Origin of the sequence: Paenarthrobacter nitroguajacolicus (genome assembly GCF_029952445.1) — a bacterium.
Lineage (GTDB): Bacteria > Actinomycetota > Actinomycetes > Actinomycetales > Micrococcaceae > Arthrobacter > Arthrobacter nitroguajacolicus_B.
Map to the genome: position 1 here is coordinate 149,561 of NZ_JAQPPK010000008.1, position 16,797 is coordinate 166,357.

Here is a 16,797-nt window from a genome sequence, read left to right on the forward strand (position 1 = left end):
CTTTATTCAGGGCTGCCGCTTTGCCCCGTCACCGGTGATCGTCCCGGGGCGGGGCAAAGGCGATCTGTTCCGTTCGGGCAATTCCCCTCGCGATGGCTGCCTTGTCAATGCCAAGCAGGGTGGTGAGCCACATGCCGTTTTGCACCACCACGACGTCCGCGGCCCGGTGCTTGCATTCATCGGGGGAGAGCCCGGGAACTGCACTTCCGATCAGCGCCGCCAGCCCCTGCAGGTACCTGTCAAAGGCTGCGGCGTTGATTTGTGCGAATTCCTCATCCGCCTGGGCGAGGGCCCATAAGTGCAGGCGGAGCGACAGATACGGCGTGGTCAGGAGATCCGGGTCGGCAACGCGCCGGAGGGACTCCCGCAGTTGCTCCTCGGGGCCTCCGCTTGGGGACGGCTCCACCAAGAGAAGGTCGTGCTCCTCGATCCGGTGCAGCACCGCGCGGATAAGGCTGGGTTTGTCTTCGTAGTAGTAATTCACGAGCCCCAAGGCCACACCGGCTTCACGGGCCACCGCGCGCATGTTGATACCCGAGATACCGTGCCGGGAGAGCAGTTCCAGGGCCGCTTCGAGGATGCGTGTCTGCCTATCAGCCTGTTCGCCGGTTTTAGCGGTGCTTGTACCCATTCGGCCAGACTATTGCCAAACCAAGGCCAGCGCATCTTGGCCGCTTAGAGGTTTCCTTCCGCGTAGATCCTCAGGGCGTCCCGCACAAAAGTGGCCCCTGATTCCCCGCCGTAGTTCGCGGCGAACCGTGGATCTGCCACGTACATTTCGCCCAGACCCGTGACGTAACCTTTCACGTCCCCGCCAGGTACCGCCGTCGGGGTTCCCGGAATGCCGCGCAGCCACTCGACGTGACGTCTGGCGAGGTCCTGCGCTTCGGCGCTGTCCGGCGCGACGCCGGATCCGGCGGCGGCCATCCAATCTGCACCCAGCTTGCTGACGCGGTCCTTCCACTGCTGCTTTTCGTCGGCGCTCATGTTGCGCCACCAGGAATCGCCGGCGGCGTAGGCGTCCTTGCCCCAGCGTTCCACAACCTCGTCCTTGTACTGCGTGTGGTCGAAGCCATCGAACATGTCCTGTGCCATGTACTTTCCATCCCCTTGCATTGTGTCGATTGTTTGGCGAACGGAGGCCATTTGCCGGGCCAGCCGGTCGTGCTCCTGTGCAAGCCACTCCAAATGGCTGTTCAGTGCTTTGACGGTGTCCGTTTCGCGATAAAGAACTTCGGCTATGGCCGGCAGGCCGAGCCCGAGCTCCCGGAGCAGGAGGATGCGCTGGAGCTGAACCAAGGCCGGACCGTCATAGTAGCGGTAGCCGTTATGACCGGTCCGGCTTGGCTTCAGCAGCCCGATGTCGTCGTAGTGACGCAGCGTGCGGCTGGTAGTTCCCGCGATCCTTGCGATTTCCTGGATTGACCAGTCCATCTCTCCTCCGTTTCCTGCTTGTTCTTCGACAGTAGAGGTTGACGTTACGTCAAGGTCAAGGGGAACCAGCCAGCCACTAGTCGGCCAGGATCAGGTAGAGGGCGCGACGGGTTTCGTCGAGCTTCTCGATGGCGGCCCGGCGTTGTTCGTCGGTTGCCGCACCGCGGAACTGGTGGACTACGCCCATCAGTTTGCCGATGCTTTGGTGGAATTCCTGCATGTTGCCGTCGGCCTCGGTGTTCCAGGCGTTGGTGAGTTCTTCCTCGTGTTCGGCCACGTAAGCGCGGCCGTCGTCGGTCAGGGTGAACTCAGTCCGGCGTCCCTCGCCCACGGCGGTGATGAGTTCTTCATCGACCAACTGCTGCAGGGTGGGGTAGACGGAGCCGGGGCTGGGTCGCCATGCGCCGGAGGTTTTCTCCGCGATGGTCTTGATCAGTCCATAGCCGTTGGACGGAGCTTCGGCGAGCAGCGAGAGGATGGCCGCGCGGACGTCGCCGCGGTTGCGGCGTGGACCGCCCGGACCAAAACCTCGGGGACCGAATCCGCCAGGGCCAAAACCGCCGGGGCCGAACCCGGGACCAAAGCCTGGGCCGCGGCCAGGGCCAAAGCCGCCGCCGTGCCCGCCGGGACCACGCCGGCTCTTGCCTCGGTTGAAGCGGCCGTGAGCGTGGGGTCCTTCGCCGGGTTCCGGGAAGGGGTGTTCTTCGTGATTGTGGATGCTTTTCATAACAGCATCGTCCTTTCGATAGATATCACCGAAGGAGTATCGGCGATACTTTACGATATATCGGTGAATATCTAAACGTCAAGGGTTTGTGAGCGAGCGTTTGGTGGAAGGGGGTGGGACGTGAGTGAGGGTTGGGGGGGAAGGGGGTGGGACGTGAGTGAGGGTTAAAAGAACGACGGCGGGTGCGGACTTATCGCTAAGTCCGCACCCGCCGTCGTTAAAACAACGCGGGGTCACTTGTGGCCCATGTTTCACCTGAACATGGGCCGTAAGTGACCCCGCGTTGGTTGAAGGAGGTGCGCCTACTTCCACCACGTATCGAAGATCGTCACCGGGACCGTGCGCTTGTGGCGTGTGCGCAGGAACTTCTGTTCGATGGTCTCGGCAACTCCTTCGGGCACCTCGCGGCCCTCAAGGTAGTCGTCGATCTGGTCGTAGGTGATGCCGAGCTCGTCCTCATCGGTGCGGCCGGGCTTGTCGTCCAGGAGATCTGCTGTGGGAACCTTCTTCCACAGGCGCTCGGGCGCGCCCAGCTCTGCCAGGACTTGCCGGTTCTGGCGCTTGTCCAAGCCGAACAGCGGCAGGATGTCCGCACCGCCGTCGCCGTATTTCGTGAAGAAGCCGGTGACGGACTCGGCGCCGTGGTCCGTGCCGATCACCAGGTAGTTGTGTTCGCCGGCCAAGGCGTACTGCGCGATCATGCGGGCGCGGGCCTTGGTGTTGCCCTTGTGGAAGTCCGAAATTTCGGCACCGGTGGTCTTGAGGAATTCGTCCTCGAAGCCGTCAACGGCGCGGGAGATGTTGAAGGTCCACTCGGTTTTGGCCCGGATGAAGTCCAGGGCTGCCTGGGCGTCCTCTTCGTCGTGCTGGACACCGTAGGGGAGCCGGACCGCCACAAAGTTCGCGTCCACGCCGTCGGCTTCCAGTTCCTCAACCGCCAACTGGGCCAAACGGCCCGCGAGTGTGGAGTCGAGGCCGCCGGAAATTCCCAGCACGAAGCCCTTGGTCCCTGTCGCCTTCAAGTAATCCTTCAGGAAGGCGACCCGCTTGCGGATCTCCTCCGCAGGATCGATCCGGGGCTGTACGCCCATTTCCTCAATGATCTTTGCTTGGAGTTCGCGCATGTGTTCCACAGTAGTCAGCCCGGACATTAAGGCTCAACCATATTGCGTGGCGATTCAGTTATTCGGGATGCTGAACCGGTGCCGGGCCTGTTGAGCCGCGCACGGTCAGATGGGTGGGCATGACCGCGAGGCGGCGGCTGGATCCGGCGTTTAGTGGGTCCAGCTGGGCCAGGAGCATCGAGACCGCCACCCGTCCGGCCTGCTCGATCGGGGAGGCCATGGTGGTCAGGGGCGGGTTGCAGAAGTCGGCGCCGAAGATGTCGTCGCAACCCACGATGCTCATGTCTTCCGGGACCCGGATGCCTCGCTCGCGCAGGCGCTGCAGCATGCCAATGGCCAGGAGGTCGTTGAAGACGATGCAGGCAGTTGCTCCGGTCCGGGCTGCGGCGTCGGCGGCTGCTGCTCCGGACGTTGTTTTGGGAGTGAAGGGGCCCACCCGGGAGGTTGTCAGTCCGCGATCCCGGCTTTCCTCTTCAAAAGTCTTCCAGCGTTTGGCGTTTGACCAGGACGACGCCGGGCCGCCAACGTAACAGATCCTGGTGTGTCCCAAAGACGCCAGATGTTCGAGCGCCTGGACCACAGCGCCAGGGGTATCGATGACCACGGTGGGGGCGTTGGCTGAGGACCGGTTGATGGTGACGATTGCCTGCGACGCCGCGGCCTCGAGAATCTGGGTGTCGGTGAGGCGGGATGCGGCAAGGATGAATCCGTCGGCCGTCCGCTGCATCTTTTGCAGGGTATCGGCCTCCATTTCCGCGGACTCTTCAGTGTCAACCAGCAGCTGCGTGTAGCCGGCTGCTTTGAGCTGGTTCTGGGTGCCCCGGATGATGTCGAAATAGAACGGGTTGGTGACGTCGGGGACGAGCAGTGCGATGGCATTTGTGCGGCCCGAGCTGAGTCCGCGGGCTTGCGAGCTCGGCACATAGTTGAGCTCGGCCGCCACCTTTTCGATGCGTTCGCGTGTAGCCCTGTTAACGCGGTCGGGGTTGGAAAGTGCCCTGGAGACGGTGGATGTTGCCACCCCCGCCAACGCGGCGACATCCCGGATGGTGGGTGCGGATCCCCGTGCGTTTGTCTCAGCCATAAGAAGATTGCACCATCTCATGGCAACTTTTGGCAACCGCTTGCCGCACCCTTGCCAGCCTCATAGACTCGATGCCGAAGCCCCTGTGACGTAGAGCACTAACGGGCTGTGTAACCAAGGAGGAAACAATGAGGTTTGCACCATCAGCCAAGCTTGCCGCCGTCGCTCTGACTGCTGCCCTGGCACTGACAGCGTGTGGGGGGAGCAGCAGCAACACATCGGCCAGCTCCGGGGGTGCCGTCGACGGAGCAGGCAAGACACTGAATGTCCTGACCGGCGTCAACAACCAATATCCGGAGGAGCAGAAGAAGTGGCAGAGCGACATCGCCGCCAAGTTCAAAGCAAAGACCGGCGCGGAGGTGAAGTTCGAGACCTTCGCCTCAGCCAACGATGAACTGACCCGCATCCAAACTTCCGTTGTTTCCGGCCAAGGCCCCGACGTCTATACCCTGGGCACCACCTTCACTCCCACGGCCTACGCCACAAAAGCCTTCGTGACACTTTCCGACGACGATTGGAAGAAGGTAGGCGGGAAGGACCGCTTCAACCCGGCCGCCTTGGGCATCTCGGGTCCTGACTCCGAGCACCAGGCCGGCATCCCGTTTGTCAGCCGCCCATTCGTTATGGCGTACAACAAGGACCTCCTGGCCGCCGCAGGCATCGAGAAGCCGGCCACTACGTGGGACGAACTCGCCGAGCAGGCCAAGAAGATGACCAACGCCGGCGCGGGAACCTATGGCCTGGCAACGGGCTATAAGGACAACTTCGATCCCTGGAAGTTCATCTGGGCCATGTCAGTGCAGGCAGGCAACCCGCTGGTGGACGGCGACAAGCTGAAGATGGATGACCCAACTGTCAAGAAGGCCTACGAAACCTACTTCGGCTGGCTCACCAAGGACAAGGTGGTGGATCCGGCAGCGATCGGCTGGAGCAACAGCAACGCGGTGGCAGCGTTCGCGTCCGGCAAGGCCGGATACCTGATGATGACCACGTCCAGCTCCATTCCCACCTTGGACAAGTCAGCCATTGCCGGTAAGTACGCCTACTCCCTCATGCCCACCACGGCTCCAGGCGAATCTTCCCCCAAGGGCGACGGCGACAAGGCCGCGAGCATCCTTTCGGGCGACAACGTAGTGGTTGCCGACTACTCCCAGCAGAAGGACCTGGCGTTCGCCTACGTCGAGCTGATTACGTCCAAGGACGAGCAGCTGAACTACCAGAAGATCTTCGGCGAGCTTCCCGCAAACGCCGAGGCGCTCGCCTCCCTGACCGACCCGAAGCTGCAACCCATCGCCGATGCTGCCGGCAAGTCGAAGGCAACTCCGTTCACCGGTGCCTGGGGCGACATCCAGCTGGGCCTCCTGAACGTCACCGTCCAGTCCATTCCGGACCTGGCCAAGGGAACCGTTGACGAGAGCGCCCTGGAATCCCGGCTGAAGGACGCACAGTCCAAGGGCCAGGCTTCCCTCGACCGGGCTGCGAAGTCCTAGGCAGGGTCTCCCATGTCGACTGATTCCTTCAGGGAAATGAAATCCGTGTCCGGTCCGGCTGCCCACGGGCAGCTGGCCCGGTCCGGGCCGACAGAACCAGCGCTCGACGCCGGTGCCTCACCGACCGCGGGCACAGGAACCCTCCAGCCGACGGGCGGTGGCCGGAAACCTGTCCGCCGCAAGGGCCTGAGTGAGCGGAACCGTCCACTGTGGATGCTGATCCCCGGCGGCATCCTGATGTTCATCATCATCGTGGTCCCGCTGTTCCTGGGGATCTACATGTCGGCGCTCAATCTCGACCAGTATTCGCTGCGCAAGTGGGTCAGTGCACCGTTCATAGGTGTCGAAAACTTTGTGGAGGCCCTGACCGATTCGCCGCTGCTCCACTCGGTGTGGCTGAGCGTCAGCTATTCGCTGATCGCCATGGTGATCACCCTGCCGTTGGGCATCGCCGCTGCCGTCGCTACGCAGAATGCCTTCAAAGGCCGCGCGCTGGTCCGCTCGATTTTCCTGATCCCGTACGTTCTTCCATCCTTCGTGGTGGCGACCGTATGGCGGACCATGTTCCAGCCCGACGGCGTCGTCAACTCGGCCCTGGGTGTGTTCGGCGTGGACGGTGGGTTGTGGCTCAACGGACCGCAAACATACTGGACGCTGATTTTGGTCCAGATCTGGGCTTCCTGGCCGTTCATCTACCTGCTGGCACTTTCCGGTCTGCAATCCGTGGACCACGAAGTCCATGAAGCTTCGGCTTTGGACGGCGCGCTGTGGTGGAACAAGCTGCGGTACGTCATCTTCCCGTACCTCAAGGGTCCGCTGTCGCTGGCTTTCCTGATCGGGATGCTGCACCACATCAACAACTTCACGCTACCGTTCGTGCTCTTCGGCGTTCCGGCACCGTCCGACGTCGAAGTGCTTCCGATCCTCACCTACGTCACCAGCTTCCAGAGCTTCCGCTTCGGCCTCAGCGCCGCCATGGCGTTTGTGTCCCTGGTGTTGATCGCCATCCCACTGTTCATCTACCTGCGCGCCGTCAAGCTGGACGACGCCGAGACGCCGGGAGGCAAGAAGTGAGCGCATCAACCACCTCGGTCCGCGGCACGTCCAGCGGGGACAAGACGGGAACCACGTTCCGGCCAGGGTCCAAGCGGCAGCACGAAGTAACCCGTCTCTTGCCGGGCCCGATGCTGGCGATCATCCTCACCGTGCTCAGCGCGATCGTGCTGATCCCGGTGGCGTACATCTTCCTGGCCTCAGTGAACTCCGACATCGGGGTTGCCAACGGCGAATTCTGGCCATCCAGCTTCTCCTTGGAGAACTACACCAAGATCTGGTCCAGCGTGGGCCTGGCGAAGGGCCTCACCAACAGCGTCCTGGTAGCAGGGGCAACAGCGGTGGTTTCAGCCGCGATGTCGATTTCCATTGCCTACGTCCTGGTCCGCTACCAATTCCGCGGCCGACTCACGATCCTCCGGGGCCTCCTTGCCCTGCAGTCAGTGCCGGGTACCCTGATGGTCCTTCCGGTGTTCGTGCTCTTCTCCTCGGCGGCCAGCTACCTCGGCATCCAGGTGATCGGCACGCAGTGGGGCCTCTTCATTACCTACCTGACGTTCGCAATGCCCTTCTCCACCTGGGTGATGGTCACCTATCTCCGCGGCCTTCCGCGTGAATTGGAAGAGGCTGCAAGGATCGACGGCGCCAGCAACCTGGGCGTCCTGGTCCGGATCATCCTGCCGCTCAGCTGGCCCGGAATCGTGGTCTCGGGAATCTTCGCGTTCCTGCTGGGCTGGAACGACGTCCTGTTTGCCTCGGTGATGACCCGGCCCGAAAGCCAGACCGCAGCCGTAGCACTCCAGATCTTCGGAGCTTCCCAGGAGGGTGGAGCCATTCCCCTGTACGGCCAAATGATGGCGGCCTCGCTTGTTTGTGCGGCACCCGTGGTGATTCTCTACCTGATTTTCCAACGTTACCTAGTGGGCGGCCTGACCGCCGGAGGAGTTAAGTAGCAATGACCGGTCAAGCAACAGTACAGTGGACGCTTTCGGGCTTCGGAGACGAAATCGACGACGATCCTGTTCTCCAGATCGCGGTGCTCCAGGCCCTTGGCGCCAACCACATAGAAGTCCGCAGTGCATGGGGAACCAACATCGTGGACCTTACGTCCGAACAGTTGGCCGAACTCAAGAAGCTCCTGGACGCCGCCGGCATGGGGGTTTCGGCCATCGCTTCGCCTATCGGCAAAGTGGATGTCACACTGCCGGTGGAACACGAGGTTGAGCGCCTCCGCCGGGCAGCCAACGCAGCCCAGGTCCTCGGCTCGCGCTACATCCGCATCTTCTCCTTCTACTACGGCGAAGGTGTGGCTGTGGAGAGCATCCGGGACGATGTCATCGAGCGGATGCGGGCCTTGGCCGACGTCGCAGAAGAGTCCGGAGTGGTCCTCCTCCACGAGAACGAGAAAGACATCTTCGGGGACACCCCGGACCGCGTGCTGGACATCATCGAGTCCGTGAATTCACCGGCCCTGAAAGTCGCGTGGGATCCGGCCAACTTCGTCCAGGTGGGCGTGAAGCCCTTCGACGAAGGCTACGCCAAACTCCGTCCCCACCTCGAGTACCTGCAGGTCAAGGACGCACGGTTCGCCGACGCCGTCGTGGTTCCTGCCGGAGAAGGCGACGGCGATCTGCTCCGCACGGTAGAGGCGTTGAAAGCCGACGGCTTCGAAGGATTCGCAAGCCTCGAACCGCATCTGGCCGGAGCCCATGGCCTGGGCGGCTTTTCCGGGCCGACCGCTTTCGGGATGGCAGCCCGTGCCTTTGCCAAAGTCGTCAACGAAGCAGGAGTGGAAACCAAGTGAGCACCGAAGCCTCCAACCCCATCATCAACGTCGCCATTGCCGGTTGCGGCACCATTGGGCGCACCCACGCGGCATCCGTTGCCGAGATCGCCGACCTGCAGGTGACGGCACTGGTGGATGAGATCACCGAAGCGGCAGATGCCCTGGCCCAGCACATCGAAGACCAAGGCGCCGCCCGGCCAGCCACCTTCCGGAGCCTGGAAGAAGCGTTCGCCGGTGCCGACGTCGATCTTGTCATCATTGCTACCCCCAGCGGCCTGCACATCGAGCAGGCGCTGGCGGTACTGAACGCGGGCAAGCACGTGGTGATCGAAAAGCCTCTGGACGTGAACCTCAACCGCACCGACGAGATCCTCTCCGCAGCCAAAGCAGCAGAAGAGAAGGGCCTGGTGGCAAGTGTCATCAGCCAGCACCGCTTCGATCCCGCGTCCATTGTGGTGGACGAAGCCCGCCGCGCCGGCCGCTTTGGCCGGTTGACATCCGCCATCGCGTCCGTGAGCTGGTACCGCAGCCAGGGCTATTACGACTCCGGGGCCTGGCGTGGCACGTGGGCCATGGACGGCGGCGGTGCAGTGATGAACCAGGGCGTCCACACCGTGGATCTCCTGCTGTGGTTCCTGGGCACACCTGTGGAAATCAGCGCCAAAACGGCCCTTCTGGCGCACACGGGCGTTGAAGTGGAGGACACCGCAGTAGCTACTGTCACGTTCGAATCCGGGGCCCTCGCCGTACTCCACGCCACCACGGCCGCCTATCCGGGACTCAGCGTCAGGCTGCAGGTCATGGGCAGCCAGGGATCAGCCGTGATCGACAGCGACAACCTCCAGTTCTTCCACGCTGCGGCCTCGGAGGAAGAGACGCAAAGCGGGCCGATGGGGATGCCCGGTGCCAGCAACACGGCCGAGGAGGAACTGGCCAGGTTCGCTGATCCGGCACCGCAATCGAATCTGGACCCCACTCTCTATCCTGCCGGGCACATCCGCCAGTACCGCGACGTCGTGGACGCCATCCGGAACGGCCGGCGTGCAGGGGTCACCATCGAGGACGCCGTGCGGGCGCTGGCCACCGTGCGGGCGCTGTACGTTTCCGCCACGCTCGGCCGCCCCGTCCTCATTGCCGACGTGGTTGCGGGCAAATACAACGACGTTGAGGTGCGAACCGGCAACGGCCACTTCGAGGAGGTCTCCGCATGAAATTCTCGGTCTTCACGGCCTCGACGCCGGAATGGACGCCGCAGGAAGCCGCCACCGAACTTGCAGCACAGGGTTGGGACGGCGTCGAATGGCGGGTCACTGACCAGGCCGATTCGCCGGAGCCCGGTTTCTGGGCGGGAAACAAGGCCACTTGGCCCATGACCGGTCTTGAGGATTCACTGCCGGAGATCGCCAGGATCACCGCGGAGGCAGGCCTGGAATACTCCGGCCTTGGCGGTTACGCCCGCTGCGACAACCACGACGACGTCGAGCGCGTCCTCGCCGCCACGGCCGCCTTGGGTGCCCGCCAAGTCAGGGTCAACGTCCTGCCGCTGGGCAACTCCACCATGGGAGGCGGCGAGCCGAGCGGCCTGTCCTACCCGGAGTTGTTTGCCGCTACCCGCGAACACTACGAGTGGGTAGCCGCACGCGCCGCCCACCACGGAGTCAAAGCACTTGTGGAGCTGCACCACGGGACGGTGACGGCGTCTGCTTCATCGGCCCGCCGCCTTTTGGAAGGCCTTGATCCCCGGCACGTCGGGGTCATCCATGACCTGGGAAACCTGCTGATCGAAGGCTGGGAATCTCCGTTGCCGGCCCTTGAATTGCTGGGGCCGTACCTGTCACACATCCATGTGAAGAACGCGCGCTGGGTTCAGGCCACGGAGCGCGACGAGTCCGGAGCCGCAGTGTGGGTCAACGAGTGGGCGCCCCTGGCTGAAGGGCAGGGGAGCGTCCTGGCGTACTTCAAAGCCCTGGCACAGGTGGGCTACGACGATTGGGTCACCGTGGAGGACTTCTCCACGGACGTTCCCCTGGCCGGACGCACCGCCGGAAACCTTCAGTACTTGCGGCGGGTGGCAGTGCTTGCGGGACTGTCAGTTCCTGCCGGTGCCGACCTCTCCGCCGGTTCCATCCCGAAAGGCTGACTCCATGTCCCAGTCCCTCGCCACCCACCCGGACCGCCTGTTGCCTGCGGATCCGGGGACGCGAAGCATCGCACGCTCCCTGCTGGAGCGGGTCCAGGACCTGCCCATCATTTCTCCGCACGGCCATGTGGATGCGGCAGTGATCGAACAGAACACGCCGTTCCCGGATCCCGCGGCGTTGCTGGTGACACCGGACCATTACGTCACCCGGCTGATCCACGCGTCCGGCGTTCCGCTGGAGAACCTCCAGCCCCAGGCGGGAGCGCGCAGCATCTGGCGATCCTTCTGCGAGGCGTGGCCCTTGTTCGACGGCACGGCGTCCGGTTACTGGCTCCGGACCCAGTTCGAGTCGGTGTTCGGGTGGCAGGGGGAACTGTCCCCGGAGAACGCGGACGCCAGCTTCGATGCCATTTCAGCCAAGCTCGCGGAGCCTGGTTTCCGCCCCCGCGAGCTCTTCAAGGACTTCAACATCGAGGTCCTGGCCACCACGGACGATCCTTTGGACAGCCTGGACAGCCACCGTGTTTTGGCCGCTGACCCGTCGTTCCACGGCCGCGTGCTGCCCACCTTCCGCCCGGACGCGTACATCAACATTGCGCATCCGGCGTGGCAAGCCAACGTGGAACGGCTCATCGCAGAAGCGTCCGACGGCGGCACCGGCTACCGCGGTTATCTCACCGCCCTGGAGAATCGCCGCCGGTACTTCGTGGACCACGGGGCAGTATCGGCAGACCACGGTGTGAGGACCCCTGCAACCCTGAAACTGGACGAGGCAGAGGCCGAGGCACTGTTCAACAAGGCCCGCTCCGGACAAGCGAACGCCCAGGACCGCGACGCATTCGAAGCCCACATGATGTACCAGATGGCCAGGATGTCCGTGGAAGATGGGCTGGTAATGACCATCCACCCGGGCTCGTACCGGAACCACCACCAGCCAACGTTCGAAGCCTACGGCGCGGACACCGGACACGACATTCCGGTGGCTACGAACTACACCGAGGCAGTCCGGCCGTTGCTGCAGGATTTCGGCACGGCCAAGGACTTCCACCTGGTGCTCTTCACCCTGGACGAGACCGTCTTCTCCCGGGAACTCGCGCCACTTGCCGGGTTCTACCCCTCGGTCTACATCGGGGCCCCGTGGTGGTTCCTGGACGCACCGGACGCCATGCTCCGATTCCGCTCGGCCGTCACAGAGACGGCTGGTTTCTCCCGCTCTTCCGGATTCATCGACGACACCCGCGCCTTTTGCTCCATCCCGGCACGCCATGATGCCTCGCGCCGGATAGAAGCCTCGTTCCTGGCCCGGCTCGTTGCCGAGCACCGCATCAGCGAGGACCGCGCGCACGAGCTGATTGTCGACGTCGTCGATTCTTCCCCGCGAAGGGTCTTCAAACTGTGAGTGCCCAGCAGCTGCCCCCCCGGCTCACCCGGGCCATCGCGTTCCCGGGGCAGGCCGCGCCCCCGGTCCGGATGGTGCACTTGGGCCTGGGGGCGTTCCACCGCTCGCACCAGGCCTGGTACACCCACCACGCCGGGGACGCAGCCGAATGGGGAATCGCCGCCTTTACGGGACGCAGCCCCGGCGCCGCGGAGATCCTGGCGGAACAGGACGGCGTGTTCACAGTGGTGGAGCGGTCGGGCGCGGGAGACAGCTTCGAGGTCATCGGCAGCGTTGTGGAGGCCGTGGACGGGGCCGACGTTCAGCGGCTCGCTGAGCTCGTGGCCGCCCCGGGGACGGCGGTGGTCACGCTGACCATCACGGAAGCCGCGTACGCAGCGACCGGAGATGGAACGCCTCTTGCCCGTCTGGTCACCGCGCTCGCAGCCCGCAAGAACGCCGACGCCGGGCCCATCGCCGTCGTGAGTTGCGACAATCTTGCCGGGAACGGAACGGTGGCCCGGACGGCGGTGGAGACAATTGCGGACGCAGCTGATCCGGCGCTCGGCGAGTGGATCCGCGCCAAGGTGAGTTTCGTGAGCACCTCCGTGGACCGGATTACGCCGCGGACCACGCCCGATGACCTTGCGGAGGTGAGCGAACAGTGCGGGTACCGGGACGAGTCCGCGGTGGTGGCCGAACCGTTCAGCAACTGGATCCTGAGCGGTGATTTTCCGGGCGGGCGTCCCCGTTGGGAGGATGCCGGCGCCATCTTCGTGGACGACATCGAGCCCTACGAGAACCGCAAACTCTGGCTCCTCAACGGAGCCCACTCCATCCTCGCCTACGCCGGTCTGGTCCGCGGCCACTCGACTGTGGCAGAAGCACTGTCCGACGACGTCTGCCGGGCCGCCGTGGAGGCCTTTTGGGACGAGGCTTCCCGCCATCTGCCCGGCGAAGGCCTGGACATTCCCGGCTACCGGCAGGCCTTGCTGGAACGGTTCGGCAATTCGCGGATTGCCCATCACTTGACCCAGATAGCCATGGACGGAACCACCAAGCTACGCATGCGCGCGCTGCCCGTACTGGCCGCCGAACGCGCCCAAGGCCGTTCCGGAGAAGGCGCTGCCCGCATGATCGCAGCCTGGCTCGCCTACGTGTGCGCCACCGATGGGTTCCAGGACCCGCTGGCCGACGACATCCGGACCGCAAAAACGCACGACGGCGAACAACGCACCGCTGCGCTGTTGGCGCTCATCAGCCCGGGGCTTGCCGGGGACAGTGCCCTGCTCTCCCTTATTCACCGGCAGCAAGAAGCTATTGCCGCTGCACGCACCCACGCCTAAAACCTTGGAAGTAGACCCTTGGAAGGAAGCCACACCATGAAAATCATTGCCGCTGAGGTCTTCGTGACCAGCCCGTCCCGCAACTTCGTCACCCTGCGCATCACCACGGAGGACGGTGTGACGGGCATCGGCGACGCGACGCTCAACGGCCGCGAACTAGCTGTGGCTGCCTATCTCAAGGAGCATGTGGCCCAACTGCTCATCGGCAAGGATCCGCACCGGATCGAGGACACCTGGCAGTTCCTCTACCGTTCCTCGTACTGGCGTCGGGGCCCGGTCACCATGGCTGCCATTGCCGCCGTCGACATGGCTTTATGGGACATCAAGGGCAAGGTGGCCGGGCTGCCGGTCTACCAGTTGTTGGGTGGCGCTTCGCGGAACGGCCTGCGTGCCTATGGCCACGCTTCGGGTGCTGACATTCCGTCCCTCTTTGACTCCGTTCGTGAGCACCTGGAACTGGGCTACAAGTCCATCCGCATCCAGACGGCGATTCCCGGCATCAAGGCCGTGTACGGGGTTGCCGCCCAGGCCCAGGCCTCGGGCGAGCGGTACGACTACGAGCCTGCCGGCCGCGGCACCTTCCCCCTCGAAGAGGACTGGGACACCCGCGCCTACCTCCGGCACCTGCCCACCGTTTTCGAGGCTGTGCGCAATGAATTTGGCCCCGAAATCCCGCTGCTTCACGACGGCCACCACCGCATGACCCCCATCCAGGCCGCCAAGCTCGGCAAGGCCCTGGAACCCTACGATCTCTTCTGGTTGGAGGACTGCACCCCGGCCGAGAACCAGGAGGGCCTGCGCCTGGTCCGGCAGCACACCACCACGCCGCTGGCCATCGGCGAAATCTTCAACACGGTGTTCGACTTCCAGACCCTCATCAAGGAACAACTGATCGACTACGTCCGTGCAGCGTCCACGCACTTTGGGGGTATCAGTCCGCTGAAGAAGGTCATGGACTTCGCCGCGCAGTACCAGATCAAATCCGGCTTCCACGGACCCACGGATATTTCCCCGGTGGGCTTCGCAGCCCAGCTGCACGTCGGCCTGGCCATCCATAACTACGGCATCCAGGAATACATGCAGCACTCGGACAAGACCAACGAGGTCTTCCAGCAGTCCATGACGTTCAAGGACGGCTACCTGCACCCGGGCGACAACCCGGGCATCGGCGTCGAATTCAACGAGGAAGCAGCAGCGGCGTTCCCGTACCAGCAGGCCTACTTGCCGTACAACCGCCTCGTGGATGGTACCGTCCATGACTGGTAAAGCGGGCATGGCTGCTATCCGCCACATTGTGGTGATGGGCGTGGCGGGGTGCGGCAAGAGCACTGTTGGCGCCGCCCTCGCCGGGCGGCTCGGCGCGGAATTTCTCGACGGCGATTCGCTGCACCCGCAGTCGAACATCGACAAGATGGCTGCGGGTACTCCCCTGAACGACGACGACCGGGCACCTTGGCTGGCCGAGATCGGCAGGCGATTTCCGGCGTCGGACGCTTCCTTGGTGATCGCGTGCAGCGCGCTCAAGCGCTCCTACCGGGACATCATCCGCAACGGCGACCCGTCCGTGGTGTTCGTGCACCTGCAGGGGACGCGCGAACTGCTGGACGCCCGCATGAAGGCGCGGCCCGGACACTTCATGCCGGCTTCGTTGCTGGACTCCCAACTGGCCACACTGGAACCGTTGCAGCAGGATGAGGCGGGGATTGCGGTGGACATCAGCACGTCAGTGGAGGACATCGTGGACCAGGTTGAAACTGCCCTCGGGGAAGCCCTGCTCCAAGCCTGAGGCCCCGATAGCCCGGCGCTGCCACCACGGCGGTGCCGGGCTTTTCTGCGTTCCGGGGAGAGGCCCGGGTTATTGTGAACGCTAACAACGTTGTAAAGCAAGACTCGGGGAAGTGGTGTTCAGTCGCAACCAATTTGTGATCCACTGCACTTGACCGCTCAGGTTGTTAGCGTTCACAATGGCATTCGCAATACGTTTTCACTGGCTTGTGCAGCCCCCAGCACGCAGGCCGGATCCAGCTTCACCGTGCCGGACGCGCAGATGCTCCGGCTGCATCAGAGTTCGCGGCATTGTTGCCGCTGAAGGAGAGCATCGTGAGATTGAAAAAACTCCTGGGCGCCGTAGCGGTTGTCCTTACCTTGACCGTCGGGGCCACAGGCTGCGGCAGCCGTGGAGGCGCGGCGGAGTCTTCCAGCAGCGCCAACCCGAGTGATTCGCTGGTAGGCATTTCCATGCCGACCCAGACGTCCGAGCGCTGGATCGCCGACGGTGCCAACGTTGAGAAATCCCTCAAGGACCTGGGCTACAAGACGGACCTGCAGTTCGCCAACGACGACATTCCCACGCAGGTTTCCCAGATTGAGAACATGCTGACCAAGGGTGCCAAAGCACTCATCATCGCCGCAATCGACGGCACCACGTTGACCGACGTCCTGGCCAAGGCCAAGGAACAGAACGTCAAGGTCATCGCTTACGACCGCCTGATCAACGGAACGCCGAATGTGGACTACTACACCACATTCGACAACTACACCGTGGGCGTCCAGCAGGCCACCTCGCTGTTGACCGGCCTTGGCCTCGTTGACGCGAGCGGCAAGAAGGTAGATGGCAAGGGTCCGTTCAACGTCGAATTGTTCGCCGGCAGCCCGGACGACAACAACGCCAACTTCTTCTGGACCGGCGCCATGGATACCCTCAAGCCGTACCTTGACGCAGGCACCCTGAAGGTCCCCAGCGGCCAGACCAAGTTCGAGCAGGCAGCCATCCTCCGCTGGCAGGCACCCGTAGCCCAGAAGCGCATGGAAGACATCCTCACCTCCGCTTACAGCTCCGGCACCAAGCTCGACGGCGTGCTGTCCCCTTATGACGGCCTGTCCATCGGCATCATCTCCGCGCTGACCAGCACCGGCGGCTACTCCACCGGCAAGCTCCCCGTAGTAACCGGCCAGGATGCAGAGAAGGGCTCCGTAAAGTCCATCATCGCCGGCGAGCAGTACTCCACCATCTTCAAGGACACCCGCCAGCTGGGCGCCCAGGCCGTGAAAATGGTAGATGCCGTGCTGAAGGGCAACGAGCCTGAAACCAACGACACCAAGACCTACAACAACAAGGTCAAGGTTGTCCCGGCCTACCTCCTGAAGTCCGTCATCATCACCAAGGACAACTACAAGAAGGAACTCATCGACTCGGGCTACTACAAGGAATCCGACGTCAAGTAGCCACGTCCCA

The 16,797-nt window shown here is 63.5% G+C and carries 16 protein-coding genes; 11 read left to right on the forward strand and 5 right to left on the reverse strand.

From position 1 onward, the window contains the following. Nucleotides 1-28: 28 nt before the first annotated feature. From PJL15_RS07825 to PJL15_RS07845, 5 genes are all read right to left on the reverse strand, one after another. The gene (locus PJL15_RS07825) at nucleotides 29-631 is read right to left on the reverse strand and encodes a TetR/AcrR family transcriptional regulator (protein WP_281450614.1); all 603 of its coding nucleotides are present in this window, start codon (nucleotides 629-631) and stop codon (nucleotides 29-31) included. 44 nt (nucleotides 632-675) lie between these two features. Next, nucleotides 676-1,434, reverse strand: a complete 759-nt coding sequence (locus tag PJL15_RS07830; protein WP_281450615.1) for a MerR family transcriptional regulator — start codon at nucleotides 1,432-1,434, stop codon at nucleotides 676-678. Between the two features lie 76 nt (nucleotides 1,435-1,510). Beyond that, entirely contained in the window at nucleotides 1,511-2,161 is a 651-nt protein-coding gene (locus tag PJL15_RS07835) for a PadR family transcriptional regulator (protein WP_281450616.1), read from the reverse strand. Between the two features lie 302 nt (nucleotides 2,162-2,463). Then, the gene (gene nadE, locus PJL15_RS07840) at nucleotides 2,464-3,285 is read right to left on the reverse strand and encodes an ammonia-dependent NAD(+) synthetase (protein ID WP_281450617.1); all 822 of its coding nucleotides are present in this window, start codon (nucleotides 3,283-3,285) and stop codon (nucleotides 2,464-2,466) included. A 58-nt stretch (nucleotides 3,286-3,343) separates the two neighbouring features. Beyond that, nucleotides 3,344-4,369, reverse strand: coding sequence for a LacI family DNA-binding transcriptional regulator (locus PJL15_RS07845; RefSeq protein ID WP_281450618.1), 1,026 nt, complete (start codon nucleotides 4,367-4,369; stop codon nucleotides 3,344-3,346). Nucleotides 4,370-4,497: 128 nt separating this feature from the next. Here PJL15_RS07845 and PJL15_RS07850 point away from each other — a divergent pair, with 128 nt between their 5' ends. The 11 genes from PJL15_RS07850 to chvE all read left to right on the forward strand — a co-directional run bounded on the left by PJL15_RS07850 (nucleotide 4,498) and on the right by chvE (nucleotide 16,787). Next, nucleotides 4,498-5,859 (forward strand): ABC transporter substrate-binding protein, encoded by a 1,362-nt coding sequence (locus PJL15_RS07850; RefSeq protein ID WP_281450619.1) that lies wholly within the window; start codon nucleotides 4,498-4,500, stop codon nucleotides 5,857-5,859. 12 nt (nucleotides 5,860-5,871) lie between these two features. Beyond that, entirely contained in the window at nucleotides 5,872-6,933 is a 1,062-nt protein-coding gene (locus PJL15_RS07855) for a carbohydrate ABC transporter permease (RefSeq protein WP_281450620.1), read from the forward strand. Continuing rightward, on the forward strand, nucleotides 6,930-7,865 hold the full coding sequence (locus PJL15_RS07860; RefSeq protein ID WP_281450621.1) for a carbohydrate ABC transporter permease: 936 nt from the start codon (nucleotides 6,930-6,932) through the stop codon (nucleotides 7,863-7,865). Before PJL15_RS07855 ends, PJL15_RS07860 begins: the two co-directional genes overlap by 4 nt. Nucleotides 7,866-7,867: 2 nt before the next feature. Next, nucleotides 7,868-8,716: a sugar phosphate isomerase/epimerase family protein gene (locus PJL15_RS07865; RefSeq protein WP_281450622.1), complete on the forward strand. Its 849-nt coding sequence runs from the start codon at nucleotides 7,868-7,870 to the stop codon at nucleotides 8,714-8,716. Continuing rightward, nucleotides 8,713-9,909 (forward strand): Gfo/Idh/MocA family protein, encoded by a 1,197-nt coding sequence (locus PJL15_RS07870; RefSeq protein WP_281450623.1) that lies wholly within the window; start codon nucleotides 8,713-8,715, stop codon nucleotides 9,907-9,909. The genes PJL15_RS07865 and PJL15_RS07870 overlap by 4 nt, the downstream gene beginning before the upstream one ends. Then, entirely contained in the window at nucleotides 9,906-10,838 is a 933-nt protein-coding gene (locus PJL15_RS07875; RefSeq protein WP_281450624.1) for a sugar phosphate isomerase/epimerase family protein, read from the forward strand. Before PJL15_RS07870 ends, PJL15_RS07875 begins: the two co-directional genes overlap by 4 nt. A 4-nt stretch (nucleotides 10,839-10,842) precedes the next feature. Further along, nucleotides 10,843-12,237, forward strand: a complete 1,395-nt coding sequence (uxaC, locus tag PJL15_RS07880; protein ID WP_281450625.1) for a glucuronate isomerase — start codon at nucleotides 10,843-10,845, stop codon at nucleotides 12,235-12,237. Continuing rightward, a complete protein-coding gene (locus tag PJL15_RS07885; protein ID WP_432443805.1) occupies nucleotides 12,234-13,562 on the forward strand; it encodes a mannitol dehydrogenase family protein in 1,329 nt (442 codons plus the stop codon). The genes uxaC and PJL15_RS07885 overlap by 4 nt, the downstream gene beginning before the upstream one ends. A gap of 36 nt (nucleotides 13,563-13,598) precedes the next feature. After that, entirely contained in the window at nucleotides 13,599-14,828 is a 1,230-nt protein-coding gene (manD, locus tag PJL15_RS07890; RefSeq protein ID WP_281450626.1) for a D-mannonate dehydratase ManD, read from the forward strand. Further along, nucleotides 14,818-15,348 (forward strand): gluconokinase, encoded by a 531-nt coding sequence (locus PJL15_RS07895; protein WP_281450627.1) that lies wholly within the window; start codon nucleotides 14,818-14,820, stop codon nucleotides 15,346-15,348. Before manD ends, PJL15_RS07895 begins: the two co-directional genes overlap by 11 nt. Before the next feature lie 314 nt (nucleotides 15,349-15,662). Further along, nucleotides 15,663-16,787, forward strand: coding sequence for a multiple monosaccharide ABC transporter substrate-binding protein (gene chvE, locus PJL15_RS07900; RefSeq protein ID WP_281450628.1), 1,125 nt, complete (start codon nucleotides 15,663-15,665; stop codon nucleotides 16,785-16,787). Nucleotides 16,788-16,797 lie beyond the last annotated feature (10 nt).